This window comes from Candidatus Binatus sp. (genome assembly GCF_036567905.1).
In the GTDB taxonomy this organism is placed as follows: domain Bacteria; phylum Desulfobacterota; class Binatia; order Binatales; family Binataceae; genus Binatus.
In genome coordinates this window covers 1-12,250 of the sequence record NZ_DATCTO010000103.1, presented here as the reverse complement: position 1 = coordinate 12,250, position 12,250 = coordinate 1, and the positions used below count along the sequence as shown (strand labels likewise).

Below are 12,250 nucleotides of genomic sequence, written 5' to 3'. Positions count from 1 at the left end.
CCGCCGTGGGTTTCGCTCATCCCTGGGCAGGGGTGACCCCTGCACCTGGTGAAAAGAGAAGATGCGGGCTTCGCCCTGCTAGAACGGGTAAGGGGGACGCTGTTGATGGTTTTGGTTCGATGCCCGCCGCTTGCGTTTTTTGAGTCATGCTTGCGCGTTAATTTCCTCGCCCTGTTAGGGCGAGGATGAAGGTGAGGGTCCTTATACAGCGCGCCATCTCCATCTTTATCTTGTCACTGGGTGCAGGGGTCACCCCTGCCTACCCGTGCCCACGGGCGCGCGATTCGAGATTCTGCGTCCCCTTGCTTAGCGTGTTACAGCGAGAGGCGGCCGACCGCGCAGCGGCGGTAGGTGAGGGTTCTGCGGCGCATAGTGAAAAAGTGAAGAGCCTCAACTGGTCAGCGAGGGACGGCTGACACCCCGCGACTACGCGGCGAAAGACAGGGAATCGGCAAACGCTACCGGACGGAAATCATCGCCCGCCAAATCCGGTTTCTTTACAGCCGCTGCGATGCCCGCATTTTCGGAAAACCAATCAAGAAGAGAGATTTTTCTGACAGCCAGACCGCGCGCTCGAACTGCCGTTGCCGCGACGCAATAGCCTTGCTATGGGCAAGCTTTTGGCTCAGCCAACCTCAACATTTCACTTTTGCCTGGGCTCTTCTGAACGCTTCCAAGAAGGCGTTTGCCTCTTTATGGTTGCCCAGCGCCACATTTACCAAAAGCTGCATCGTAAGAATCCTTCCAGGAAGAATACCATCCTCGTCGATCTCTTTGTCCACGAGATCCGGGTCCGTGGCGATTTCCACGTTTACTATCCACCAGCGCTCGATCTTGCTGAGCAGCGCCAGGGCGGACTGGAAGTGGTCGTTAAAGTTGAAGATCCTTTCGCCGGTCAATATCGACGTTAACTCATGGGCAACTTCATTGCGGGCGTTTTTGATGGCTAAAAACCGGGTGCGGTCTTCTTCGGTGATGGCCTCGGCCTGGCGAAGCCACACCATGGAAGAACGGAGCGCGTCGCCCTTACCTTTAGGGTCCAACGCCAAAACCCTGGTTGCATAATCGGGACTATAGGTGAAGCCTTTTGCGTCGAATCCCGTGGAAAAGAAATCGCGAACGCGACCAACAATGGTCTCCTCAAGCATCTCATATGCGACCACCAGCAACCCGACAGTAATAAATTTTACGCGAACGATCTCGGGAGTCAGCATTTCCTCCCATCGCTTGGACGCATCGGTTGGCATCTTCGTCACCTCCTGCTCCAACCAGACTCGCGCACTTGCGGCGACTGGAAGCCCCGACCGGCGGGTTTTTCAGGACCGCCGGGACCGAACCCCAGACAGTGATCGTCAGCCGCGCTCGAACCCTCCCGTCGACCGCTAACGCCCCACCGCCCGCAACGGGATAACCTTCCCCCTGCGCGGTCTCCACGCGGCGCGCGCGCACCGTCCACCGCCCATCGGTGATGTTACCTCTGCTACAAGGTTAACCGCGTCACGCTTGCGGCGGATGCGCCGGCTGCTGTCCCTCTTCGGGAGGGGCGCCGCCCCAGATCAAAACGTCGGGGCACAGGTCGGCCCCGTTTGGCCAGACCACCGTCCCGCCCTCGACGTGCGACTTTCCACAGACCCTCAACTTTTGCCTTTCGTCCTCGCCCGAAACGCTCCAATAGAGCCGCGTCATCAAGGGATCTTTGTGTAATTAGCACCGAACGCCGGAGCATCCGTCGAGATTCTTCCCCTTCGAGTACTCAGGGCTTCGGCTCAATCACAGCAGCCTTCGCTCAGAATGACACGGGCGCCCGCTTGCTTTTTTTTGTCATCCTGAGCGCAGCGAAGGATCTCGCGCGCCAGCGCGTATCGCTTCAGCACCGACATCCGGTTACGCAAAGCTCTCCTTCAACAGCTTAACCATTCCTCAAAACTTTCGGTCGATAATATTCCGTGTAAGCACCAACCGCGAGTTTCTCATCGCCGCGCGCGCCAACGGATCTTAACACTGGCCAGCCCTGCCCCTGCCATCGCGTAGTCGCGAAAAGATGCGCTGCGCAGATTTTCGCGTCTTCTCACTGCGGGTGCAGGGGCCGCAGCCCCTGCCGCCCACCGCGCAGGTGATTCTTCCTTCATGCCGCCGCCAACGGAGCGCGGTCGTTGGCACGACGGGCCAGTATTAATTCGCAGGGGTCACCCCTGCCTTATTGCTTGTAGCCGAATCGCCGCAGCATCGCGCGCCGCTCGGCCTGATCGCCGCCGCTCTCGACCCCCTTGGGCGAACCGCCGTCGATCACCCCAACGACGCCGCGTCCGCCTGCGTCCTCCGCCACGATCACGCGCAGCCGGTTCGCGGTCGCGCAAAAGACTGTACATACCTCGCTCACGGACTTGATCTGATTGAGCACGTTGACCGGAAATGCGTTGCCAAGAATCACCACGAACACGTGTCCCGCCCCGATTGCCGCCGCCGCTTCGACCGCCGACTGTTCCAGCGCCGGGTCGGTGCCGGTGCGCCGAATCAGGCATGGGCCCGACGCCTCGCAGAACGCCAGCCCGAACTTGATTCCCGGCACCGCCTGCACGAGAGCCTCGTAAACGTCCTCGACGGTTTTGATGAAGTGCGCCTGTCCGACGATCACGTTGGAGTCCGTTGGTTTCGAGATTTCGACGCTACTCAGTTGCATAGTGCTTGCCCCTTGTGACTATTGCGGTGATGATATTCCCGTGGATGCGGCGCCGGAAGTGAGTATCCGGCGATGGAGGCGTGGTGGCTACCGGCCTGACCCTTCGCACGAATTCCGAGACGCGGCTGCCGGCGTTTTTTTACCGGCTCTCCTCGCGCGCGCAGCGCACTTACCTCAAGAGCGACACCGTCGAGCGCTACGACTATGTCGCGAGCGATGCCGCGCGCAACTCGCTCGACGCCCTGATGCGCGTGCTCGAGACCGGCAACCTCGCGGGATGCACCACCTGCGCGCGCGCGCTGGCAGCGGAAATATGCCGGGGCCTGGCGACTGTGCCCGTCAGCGTCGAGGTTCGCGGCGTGCGCCCCCGCAATCAGCGCGGCGAGCTGCACGGACTGTTCTATCCATACGATCCGCGGATGCGAAGGCCGCCGTACATCGTGCTCTGGATGCGCACGGCGCAGCGCCACGACGTGGTCAAGCCGAAGACGTTCGTGCGAACGCTGATGCATGAAGTTGGGCACTATCTTGATTACGCGCTGCTGCGGCTCGAGGATTCATACCACACGCAGGGATTCTTCAAGCGCGAATCGTCGCTGGTGCGCGCCCTGTTCAATTCTTGACCGAGTCCGCCGCTTCCCTTGACAGGGGCCGCTTCGACGCCGATAGCTATTGTCGGAATGCGCCGGCGCGCGGAGCGCATCGGCATCACAACAACGCGCATCGGGTCTCGGAGATGGCTACTGGTATGGGATTCTTTCAGAGATTGTTTTCGCCGGTTTCGGCGCGGGCGGAGTTGCTCGAAGAACTGGCCGTGCTCGCCGGCCGCAATCAGGGGCTGATCGATCGCCTGAAGCGGCACGCCGCGCTTACCTCGACGAATATCAAGACCGGGGTCGAGGCGCTCGCCGAAAAGGAAGAATTGCACGTCAGGATAATTCACTCGATTCTCGCCGATCACAATGTATGGGCGAAACTGCCGGAAGCGGCCCTGCATGACGGCTCGAGCAACTGGGCGCGCCTGAGCGGCGACCTCGAGGTAATCGGCGCGCTTGCGGCCGAGCTGCGTATCGATGCAATGAAGTGGGAGTCCGTCGATGAAGGCGTCGCGGAAAAGCTGCTGCAACTGGCTATCGAGGATGACGATCGCGAACACGAACTGCGTAAGCTCGCGCTCAAGTGCGACGCGCTCGCGCTGGACTGACTACAAGTAGCGCTGCAGGCCGCGGCGCTCGAGTTCCTCGGTGACGCGGCGCACATGCGGCGACATCTCGCGGTGCGCAACCAGGATCGCATCCCCCGTATCGACGACGATCAGATCGCGCACGCCAAACAACACCATCAGGCGCGAATCCGGATACGCCAGCACGCGCTCGGAATCGAGCGCGATCGCATTGCCACGCAGCACGTTGCCGCCCGTCTCGCCGATTGCATCCCACAGCCCGTCCCACGATCCCACGTCATGCCATGAAAATCGCGCGCGCACGCCGAGCACGTTGGAGCTTTTCTCCATTATCACGCGGTCGAACGAATCGAACCGCAGTCTCCGGTAGGCGCGCGCGAGTTTCGTCCGCGGCGTCAGCGCGAGGCGTTGCGCCGCCTTGCCGAGCGCCGGGCAATGCTCGGCGAATTCGCGCGCCAGCGTCCGCGTCGACGCCACGAAGATCGAGGCATTCCACAAGTAACGCCCGCTCCGCACCATCCGGCGAGCAATTGCGAGCGCGGGTTTCTCGACGAACTTTTCGATCTTGAATCCGGCGCCGACCTTTGGACCGATCTTCTGATAGCCGTAGCCGGTTTCGGGGCGGGTCGGAGTAATCCCTACAGCGACGATCGATTCGTTCGCCGCGGCGAGACCGATCGCATCGGCGAGCGTGCGGCGATATTGCGCGGCTGTCGTGATGTAGTGATCTGCTGCGACCGCGGCGATGATTCCCTCGCCCAGCCGGCGCTTGATAATCGCGGCGCCGTAAGCGATTGCCACTGCGGTGCCGCGCGCGTCGGGTTCAACGATCAAGTTATCCGGCGGAATCAAGCCGCGGATCGCGCGCCGAAACGGCGCCTGATGCGCCGCGGCGGCCAGCACGAAGATTCGCTCGCGGGGGATGAGCGGCGCATGACGCGCGATCGTATCGGCGAGCAGGCTGGTCTTGCCGTCGATCGAAAAAAGCGGCTTGGGCCTTGCCTCGCGGCTCGCAGGCCAAAAGCGCGTGCCGCGCCCGCCCGCGATAATCAGCACGGAGGCGCGCGGCGGCGTGGAAGTTCGAGCCATCGGATCAGATAGCGCCGAGTTCGCGGAGTTTGCCGTCGAACAGCGCGCGAATTTCGGCCAATCGCTTTTCGCTGGCGGCTTCGAAGCGCGTCACCAGCGCGGGCTGGGTATTCGACGCGCGCACCAGGCCCCATCCGTCGGCAAAATTCACGCGCACGCCGTCGATGTCGATGACTTCATAGTGCTTGCGGAAAAAATCGGCCGCCTGCCGCACCACTTCGAATTTGCGATCGTCGGGACAGTCAACGCGAATCTCCGGCGTGACATGGCTGGCGGGAAGATCGGCGAGAATCGCGCCGAGGCCGCGCCCCTCGCGGCTGAGGATTTCAAGAATGCGAAACGAGGCGTAGATCGCGTCATCGAAGCCGAAGTAACGGTCGGCGAAGAACATGTGCCCGCTCATCTCGCCCGCCAGCGCCGCGTGCTCCTCTTTCAGCTTGCTCTTGATGAGCGAATGGCCCGTCTTCCACATGATCGGCCTGCCGCCGTGGCGCGCGATATCGTCGTACATCCGCTTCGAGCATTTCACGTCGCCGATAATCGTCGCGCCGGGATGCTCGCGCAGAACCGCCCGCGAGAACGCGACCATCAGCTCGTCGCCCCATACGATCTTTCCGTTCTCGTCGACCGCACCGACGCGGTCGGCGTCGCCGTCATACGCGATACCGATCGCAGCCTTGTTTTTTTTCACCGCCGCGATCAGATCGCGCATGTTGTCCTCGACCGTAGGGTCGGGATGATGGTTGGGAAAGCGCCCATCCATCTCGGTGTAGAGTTCGATCGTCTCAAGTCCGAGCCGCTTCATCAGCGGAGCCGCGACCACGCCGCCGCATCCGTTGCCCCCGTCCACGACCACCTTGAGTCCCGGGGTGAGCTTGAACTGCGAGAGGATGAAATCGTTGTAGTCGGGAATCACCGGGCGCTCGGAGAGCGAGCCCTTGGCGCCGGTCGTCACAAAATCGTGCCGCTCGATTATTTCGCGCAGCCGCTGAATCTCCGCGCCATAAATCGTCGTCGAACCCACGCCCAGCTTGAAGCCGTTGTACTCGGCCGCGTTGTGACTGCCGGTAATCATCGCACCGCCGTCCATCTTCCAGCTCAGCACCGAAAAATAAAGCAGCGGGGTCGGCACCACCCCGACGTCAACCACGTTGATGCAGCCGGAAAGGAGACCCTCGACCAGACGATCGCGCAACCGATCCGACGACAGCCGGCAATCGCGGCCGAGCGTGATCGTTTTTTTCCCCGCGCGATGCAGCAAGGTGGCGTAGCCGCGCCCGAGATCGACCACGAAGTCGTCGTCGAAATCGTTTGCGACGACGCCGCGGATGTCGTACTCGCGGAAGACTTGCGAATTCATTATCGTCAGTCTGTGCGACCGACTACGCCAGTGCAAGATAGCTGCCCGCAGGATGGTTACCGATGACCGCCGCCGGAAAATCGCCGGCGGGCGACCAGGCCCGCGTCGCGATTGTTACCGGCGCCGGCCGCGGCATCGGACGCGCGGTTGCGCTCGAACTCGCGCGCGCCGGCTATTCGCTATGCCTCGCCGCCCGCTCGCGCGATGAGCTCGAGGAAACCCGCTCGCAGACCGGGCTGCCGCCGGGGCGCGCGTTGATTGTTCTGGTTGATCTGGCTGGCGAGGAAGCGCCCGACAATTTGATTGCCGCCGCGCTCGATTGCTACGGGCATATCGACGTGCTGGTCAACAACGCCGGATGGGCGCCGTCGCGAACGCCGCTGCTTAAGCTGCGTCCCGCCGATCTCGATCGCATGATCGCCGTTAATCTGCGCGCGCCGATCGCGCTTACCCGGATGGCCGCCGCGGCGATGGCCGCGCGGGGCGCCGGCGCAATCGTCAACATCGCATCCTCGGCCGCCATCAAGGCTCCCGCCGGCGAGGCCGTCTATGCGGCGACCAAGGCCGCGCTGATCGCGTTCACGCGCGCGGCGTTCGGCGAGTTGCGCCAAAGCGGGCTGAAGCTCGCGGTGATCGTTCCTGGCCTTGTCGATACGGCGCTGATCCCGAATAACAAGCAGCTGGACCGCGCGGCGATGCTTTCGACGGCCGACGTCGCCCAGGCCGTGATGCAGATCGTGAACTCTCCCGCGGGCGCATGTCCGGTCGAAGTGACGCTCGAACCGCAAATGGATCCGGAGCGTCCACGCTGAGTTCCCACGTTCAGGCGCGCGCAGCGATGTCATTCACGGCGCGATGCGCGCTGGTGCTGGTCGCGGGAGTCGCCGGCGCGATCGTTCTCGCACCGCTCGCGGCGGCAGGATTATCGGCTGCGGGATGGCGCTTCCCCTTTCCCCGAATTTTCGATCGGACCGTGATGGCGACGCTGTTGCTCGCGATGATTTGGGCTGCGCGCGACTTGAATCTCGCTTCGCTGCTGAGCCGCGGCTTCAGGCATCCCGCGGCGCCGAGCATTGTCCGCGCCATTCGCGGTCTCGTCGTGGCGATCTGCTCGATTGCGATTCTATTCGCGCTGGCGCTGGCGGCCGGCGGCAGCGGCAACGGCGATCGCGCAGCGGCCGCCGCGCTGATCCCGAAATATTTTCTCTCGGCGATCGCGATCGCGATCATCGAGGAAGGATTCTTCCGCGCGTTTCTACTCGGCGGCATGAAAGGCGACTTCGGCAACCGGGTCGCGCTGATTGCGAGCGCCGCCATCTACGCCGTCGCGCATCTCGTGCGATCTCCGGCGCGCTTCTATGTCACCGGCTACGAGCCCGCGGCCGGATTGATCACGCTCGCGCACAGCATCGACCAATTCAGCAATCCCGCGATCGCGATTCCCATGCTGGTAGGCCTATTCCTGCTCGGAATCGTTCTCGGCGAAGCGTATATCCTCACGGGCAGTGTGTATTTCTCGATCGGACTGCACAGCGGCTTCGTGCTGGGCGCGAAGCTGTGGCCGAAAATAATTCTCGGCCGTGCGACGCTGCCGTGGTGGGTCGCAGGCGGCGGAGCGATACCGCTAATCGGCGGCGCGGCCGCCTGGGCAATCGCGGTAGTTATACTGGTGATGCTCCGCCCGATCTCCGGCGCGCCACGAACCGCCGCCTGACGCCTGGCGAAGTCGAGCTGCGCTTTACTGATGCTTTTGCGGCGCCGGGGATGGCGCCGGACTCGACGCAGGACTTTTAGATGAGCCCGGGCCCTGGCATTGCTTCCTGTTATCCATATCGCCGTAAAAGTCCTTTAATTTCTTCATGAAACCCGGCGCGTACGACGAACAGTTCGCTGCGTCGGGATCGTGGCCTGTGTAGGTGTTCTGAAAATTGTTGATCCACCAGATGTGCAGTAGCTCGTGATAAATAGTAGTAGCCATCTCGGACGCGCCACTAGAAAAAGAATAGCGAATACATAGTGCGGAACCTCCTGGCCAGTAATGAGGAGGAAGAGCCGGTGTATCGATTTGTGGGAGTATCGTCACATCATAAAAGAATTGTTGCCATGCCGCCGGATCTTCGGATTCGGGGTCGAATGGATTTGGGAAGAACTTGTCCGGGGAAAAGTGTCCGCCTTCGGCGTCGCTCGTCGGACCAAAAGTAATACGGATCTTGGGCCAGCAGCTCTTGTCTGGATGTGAGCAGAACATTTTCTGGAGCGCTTCTTCGAGACTGACACCCTCGGGACTTTGCAGGAACCGATCGATCGCCTCCTGCTCATCTGCATTCGCTCCTGGGGAGACCTGGACCATGTTCTGCCAGGATTTCAACGCGGCAGGATCAGGTTTAGCGGAAAATGGCTTACACGTACCGCAGGCGGCCAGAAGATCTGGACACAGGTTCCCGTTGTCGCGCGACTTCACCGCCGTCTCGAACATCTGGCACGTTGCCGGTCGTTCGCTCGCGGGAGCCTGGTTCACGAATCCGACACAGCCGGGATCATTGCGCGCAAACCCAGCGCCCCCTTCAAGGTTAAGCCACCCTTTACAGCAGTAGGTGCTCCACGCCGCGAAAGCGATGGGACTGATGGCGCTCGAGGCGACAGTCAACAAAACAACGATGCTCAATATCAGAGCGCAGCGTTTTCCATAGTTCTTAACTGACATGTTCACGCATCCTACCGCGGCTTACATAAACCAATATCACCACTTCGGTTCTACTTCGCGCTGACTTCCTGCTGATGCTCCGTCCGATCTCCGGCGCCGCGGCGAAGCGCGACCTGACTATCAGTCGTACAGTGACGGCGTGCCGCTTACCGGGCGGGTGCGGTAGCGGCGATGGGTCCACAGCCATTGCTCGGGATGCTTTCGGACCATCTCTTCGATCGCCTTTTGATAGCGCGCGGTGTTCACCCGAGTGTCGGCGTCGCGGTCGCCGGTGCGCTGCTGCGGGATTTCCTCGAAAATTTCAATCACGTGACTGCGGCCGTCGGGCTGGCGCACGATAAACACGGGCACCACGGGCGCGCCCGCCATCATTGCGAGGCGATCGAAGCCACTGGGGGTGGCGGCCATCTCGCCGAAAAACGGCACCCAGATGGCCTCGGAGCGCTTGGCGTTCTGATCGAGCGGGATGCCGATGATCTCGCCGCGCTTGAGCGAGCGCAGCATCTCGCGCGCCGCGGTGTGCTTGCGAATGGTCCGCACTCCCACCCGCTCGCGGATGAACGTCACCAGTGCGTCGCCGGCCAGGAAGCGCTGCGTGTGATGAACCACGGTGATCTGGAAGCCGTGCAGCGCGTGTCCCGCGGGCAGCAGCTCGAAATTTCCAAAGTGCGCAGTCAGGATGAGCGCGCCCTTGCCGGGGTACCTCGGCGTGAGATTGTTCCAGATGTCGAGCCGATTGTAGGTGACGCGGCGCGCCAGGCGGCGGTAGAAGAATCCGCCCAGGCGAACGTACTCGGCGCCGGTGCGGCCAAGGTGTAGGTACGACGCGCGCAGGATGCGGCGTCGCTCCGCGTCGCTCTTTTCGGGAAACGCGATCTCGAGATTGCGGATTCCGGTTCGCGTGTGACGGCGGTCTAAACGATAGGCGATCAGGCCGCCTGCCTCTCCCAATTTGTAGAGAATGAAGTCGGGAAGGAGGCTGAGCGCATGCAACACGCCAACCAGCAGCCAGAAGATCAGCCGATCCTTGGGGCCCAGCGGGATGCGCATGCTGCGCAGATTTCCACCAGCGAGCGGAAAATCCGGCTTCGTCGCACCGTCAGCCGAGTCGGCCGGAGCGGCGCCGCGCTTCAACATCTCGCCCACTGAATCGGGCGATTCGTGGCGATCGAGCCTGGGACTTGCTGATGAAGGCGCTGAGACCATCGTGTGCGGCGCTCCCTACAATACCGATCGTTCGCGTTTGGGGCCCTTGGGAATCACGACCAGGCCCGAATCGGTGACGAAGAATCGCTGCCGATCGCGTTCGAGGTCATATCCTATCTCTTCGCCCTCGGGAACATAGACGTTCTTGTCGATGATCGCGCGGCGAATTTTGACGTGCCGCCCGATTTCCGCGTAGTCCATGATGACCGAGTCCTCGACCAGGCTGTACGAATGGACGAATACCGAGCGCCCGAGCACCGAATTGCGAATGGCGCCGCCCGAGACGATGCATCCCTCCGAGATCACCGAATGCAGCGCCAGCCCGCGCCGCCCGTTCTCGTCGAAGACGAATTTCGCCGGCGGCTGATCGAAGTACGCGGTGCGCAGCGGCCAGAGCGGATTGTACAGGTTCAGATGCGGGCGCGCGTCGCGCAAGTCCATGTTGGCCTCGAAGTACGAGTCGAGGGTTCCCACGTCCCGCCAGTAGCTGAGATTGAGCTCGGAGTCGCCGCGGATGCGATTGGTCATGAAATTGTACGCGTAAACCGGCACTCGATTGATCAACGCCGGGAGGAGGTCGCGGCCGAAATCGTGATTACTGTTTTCCTTGATCGAATCCTCGATCAGCGCCTCGCGCAGCACCTGGGGATTGAACAGGTAGTTGCCCATCGAGGCCAGCGAGCGTCCCGGCGCACCGGGCATCTGGGGCGGATTGTGGGGCTTTTCCACAAAGCTTGAAACGCGCAGGCCCGAATCGACCTGGACGATCCCGAACTGATCCGCCTCGTCCACGGCCACCGGCAGAGTCGCGACCGTGACGGCCGCCTTGCGATCCATGTGAAACTCGATCATCTGCTGGATGTCCATCCGGTAGATGTGGTCCGCGCCAAAGACCGCGACCAGGTCCGGCTTGGTGTCGTCGATGAGATTGAGATTTTGAAAAATCGCATCTGCCGTTCCCTGGTACCACGTCTCGCCCATCCGCATCTGGGCCGGAACCGGGATGACAAAGTGATCCGGCAGCATCCCGCCGAATTGCCATCCGTCCTTGAGATGCTCGATCAGCGATTGGGAGCGCCATTGGACCAGCACATAGATCGCATAGATGCCGGAATTGATGAAATTGGAGAGCACGAAGTCGATGATGCGGTATTTCCCGCCGAACGGGACCGCAGGTTTGGCGCGGTCCCGGGTCAGCGGATGGAGCCGGGTGCCCTGCCCTCCTGCCATCACTAGCGCCAGCGTTCTCATTTGAGCAAAAGAACTCGAATCATCATTGCGCGGCTCGGCTGGGCAAAATAAGCGCGCCAATTGCAGGCTGCTCGCGGTATCACCGGAAACCTGTCGGTCCGGCGCTGAGGTGCAGCTTGTTTCATCCGTGAAATCCCTGAAATGTGGCAAATACGGCAGGGATTTTTGGATAGTGGCACGAATCGGTCATACAAAAGAAGCTTCGTCGCGGCGAATTTGGCTTGATTTTACTCGATTTTGCATCCTGCCGCCAATTGTGCCGCAAGGCACGTCATTTGCTTGAAACTTCTTAAGGGATCTTACGTCTAAATTGCTACATCGATTATGGTAGTCGGATGCGCAAGCCCTCTCGCGATGGAGCGCGATGAGAGGAGGATAGAGAAAATGCAAACAGCGGCTAGCAGAAATGAATCGAGAACAACTGGCAGCCATGGAGTAGTTTACCGCACGATTTGTCAGAATCCCGGCTGCGGTTTTAAATTCGATCTGAGAATAACGCCTCAAAACGCCAGCCTTCTCGGCGGTTCGATGGCATGTCCGCACTGCAAGCGGCACGGCGGGCAACTGAAATCCCAGGGGCGCATCAGCGAAAAGCTGTTCGCGGCCAAGCTACTGTTCCGGCCCACCGGGGTTGGGCCGACGCATAGCGACGAGGACGAAATGGGAGCGGATTCCCGCTATTAACCTGGACGCGCGGATCATCTAATCTAAACGGGCTGTCACTAGATCCGTTGCCTTATCATTACGTCGCGCGCCGTCCGGGAACCCGGACGGCGC

13 protein-coding genes are annotated in these 12,250 nt (G+C 61.4%); 5 read left to right on the top strand and 8 right to left on the bottom strand.

The window, feature by feature from the left end; genetic code table 11:
- Positions 1 to 635: 635 nt before the first annotated feature.
- The 3 genes from VIO10_RS16140 to VIO10_RS16130 form a co-directional block, all read right to left on the bottom strand.
- The gene (locus VIO10_RS16140) at positions 636 to 1,247 is read right to left on the bottom strand and encodes a hypothetical protein (protein ID WP_331966699.1); all 612 of its coding nucleotides are present in this window, start codon (positions 1,245 to 1,247) and stop codon (positions 636 to 638) included.
- A 250-nt stretch (positions 1,248 to 1,497) separates the two neighbouring features.
- The gene (locus VIO10_RS16135; RefSeq protein ID WP_331966696.1) at positions 1,498 to 1,686 is read right to left on the bottom strand and encodes a hypothetical protein; all 189 of its coding nucleotides are present in this window, start codon (positions 1,684 to 1,686) and stop codon (positions 1,498 to 1,500) included.
- Between the two features lie 511 nt (positions 1,687 to 2,197).
- Positions 2,198 to 2,680: an adenosine-specific kinase gene (locus VIO10_RS16130; RefSeq protein ID WP_331966693.1), complete on the bottom strand. Its 483-nt coding sequence runs from the start codon at positions 2,678 to 2,680 to the stop codon at positions 2,198 to 2,200.
- Between the two features lie 83 nt (positions 2,681 to 2,763).
- Between VIO10_RS16130 and VIO10_RS16125 the strand changes: the two genes are divergently transcribed.
- Both VIO10_RS16125 and VIO10_RS16120 read left to right on the top strand, forming a co-directional pair.
- Entirely contained in the window at positions 2,764 to 3,303 is a 540-nt protein-coding gene (locus VIO10_RS16125) for a hypothetical protein (RefSeq protein ID WP_331966690.1), read from the top strand.
- A 113-nt stretch (positions 3,304 to 3,416) separates the two neighbouring features.
- A complete protein-coding gene (locus VIO10_RS16120; protein ID WP_331966687.1) occupies positions 3,417 to 3,884 on the top strand; it encodes a hypothetical protein in 468 nt (155 codons plus the stop codon).
- On the opposite strand, the gene VIO10_RS16115 is transcribed toward VIO10_RS16120, so the two are convergent.
- Both VIO10_RS16115 and VIO10_RS16110 read right to left on the bottom strand, forming a co-directional pair.
- On the bottom strand, positions 3,885 to 4,952 hold the full coding sequence (locus VIO10_RS16115; protein ID WP_331966684.1) for a mannose-1-phosphate guanylyltransferase: 1,068 nt from the start codon (positions 4,950 to 4,952) through the stop codon (positions 3,885 to 3,887).
- Positions 4,953 to 4,956: 4 nt separating this feature from the next.
- On the bottom strand, positions 4,957 to 6,312 hold the full coding sequence (locus VIO10_RS16110) for a phosphomannomutase/phosphoglucomutase (protein ID WP_331966681.1): 1,356 nt from the start codon (positions 6,310 to 6,312) through the stop codon (positions 4,957 to 4,959).
- A 62-nt stretch (positions 6,313 to 6,374) separates the two neighbouring features.
- Between VIO10_RS16110 and VIO10_RS16105 the strand changes: the two genes are divergently transcribed.
- Both VIO10_RS16105 and VIO10_RS16100 read left to right on the top strand, forming a co-directional pair.
- Positions 6,375 to 7,124, top strand: coding sequence for an SDR family oxidoreductase (locus VIO10_RS16105; RefSeq protein WP_331966678.1), 750 nt, complete (start codon positions 6,375 to 6,377; stop codon positions 7,122 to 7,124).
- Between the two features lie 26 nt (positions 7,125 to 7,150).
- Entirely contained in the window at positions 7,151 to 8,026 is an 876-nt protein-coding gene (locus VIO10_RS16100; RefSeq protein WP_331966676.1) for a CPBP family intramembrane glutamic endopeptidase, read from the top strand.
- Positions 8,027 to 8,050: 24 nt separating this feature from the next.
- On the opposite strand, the gene VIO10_RS16095 is transcribed toward VIO10_RS16100, so the two are convergent.
- The 3 genes from VIO10_RS16095 to glgC form a co-directional block, all read right to left on the bottom strand.
- Positions 8,051 to 9,016, bottom strand: a complete 966-nt coding sequence (locus VIO10_RS16095; RefSeq protein WP_331966674.1) for a hypothetical protein — start codon at positions 9,014 to 9,016, stop codon at positions 8,051 to 8,053.
- 120 nt (positions 9,017 to 9,136) lie between these two features.
- Positions 9,137 to 10,222: a lysophospholipid acyltransferase family protein gene (locus VIO10_RS16090; RefSeq protein ID WP_331966671.1), complete on the bottom strand. Its 1,086-nt coding sequence runs from the start codon at positions 10,220 to 10,222 to the stop codon at positions 9,137 to 9,139.
- Positions 10,223 to 10,237: 15 nt separating this feature from the next.
- The gene (gene glgC, locus VIO10_RS16085; protein WP_331966668.1) at positions 10,238 to 11,473 is read right to left on the bottom strand and encodes a glucose-1-phosphate adenylyltransferase; all 1,236 of its coding nucleotides are present in this window, start codon (positions 11,471 to 11,473) and stop codon (positions 10,238 to 10,240) included.
- A gap of 354 nt (positions 11,474 to 11,827) precedes the next feature.
- Between glgC and VIO10_RS16080 the strand changes: the two genes are divergently transcribed.
- On the top strand, positions 11,828 to 12,157 hold the full coding sequence (locus tag VIO10_RS16080) for a hypothetical protein (protein ID WP_331966665.1): 330 nt from the start codon (positions 11,828 to 11,830) through the stop codon (positions 12,155 to 12,157).
- Positions 12,158 to 12,250: the final 93 nt, after the last annotated feature.

What these genes read in the sequence shown, in the direction of transcription:
- VIO10_RS16135 (WP_331966696.1), bottom strand. Translation starts at nt 1,686, where the DNA reads ATGACGCGGCTCTATTGGAGCGTTTCGGGCGAGGACGAAAGGCAAAAG.
- VIO10_RS16115 (WP_331966684.1), bottom strand. Translation starts at nt 4,952, where the DNA reads ATGGCTCGAACTTCCACGCCGCCGCGCGCCTCCGTGCTGATTATCGCG.
- VIO10_RS16120 (WP_331966687.1), top strand. Translation starts at nt 3,417, where the DNA reads ATGGCTACTGGTATGGGATTCTTTCAGAGATTGTTTTCGCCGGTTTCG.
- VIO10_RS16105 (WP_331966678.1), top strand. Translation starts at nt 6,375, where the DNA reads ATGACCGCCGCCGGAAAATCGCCGGCGGGCGACCAGGCCCGCGTCGCG.
- VIO10_RS16140 (WP_331966699.1), bottom strand. Translation starts at nt 1,247, where the DNA reads ATGCCAACCGATGCGTCCAAGCGATGGGAGGAAATGCTGACTCCCGAG.
- VIO10_RS16095 (WP_331966674.1), bottom strand. Translation starts at nt 9,016, where the DNA reads ATGTCAGTTAAGAACTATGGAAAACGCTGCGCTCTGATATTGAGCATC.
- VIO10_RS16130 (WP_331966693.1), bottom strand. Translation starts at nt 2,680, where the DNA reads ATGCAACTGAGTAGCGTCGAAATCTCGAAACCAACGGACTCCAACGTG.
- VIO10_RS16080 (WP_331966665.1), top strand. Translation starts at nt 11,828, where the DNA reads ATGGAGCGCGATGAGAGGAGGATAGAGAAAATGCAAACAGCGGCTAGC.
- VIO10_RS16090 (WP_331966671.1), bottom strand. Translation starts at nt 10,222, where the DNA reads ATGGTCTCAGCGCCTTCATCAGCAAGTCCCAGGCTCGATCGCCACGAA.
- glgC (WP_331966668.1), bottom strand. Translation starts at nt 11,473, where the DNA reads ATGAGAACGCTGGCGCTAGTGATGGCAGGAGGGCAGGGCACCCGGCTC.
- VIO10_RS16110 (WP_331966681.1), bottom strand. Translation starts at nt 6,312, where the DNA reads ATGAATTCGCAAGTCTTCCGCGAGTACGACATCCGCGGCGTCGTCGCA.
- VIO10_RS16100 (WP_331966676.1), top strand. Translation starts at nt 7,151, where the DNA reads ATGTCATTCACGGCGCGATGCGCGCTGGTGCTGGTCGCGGGAGTCGCC.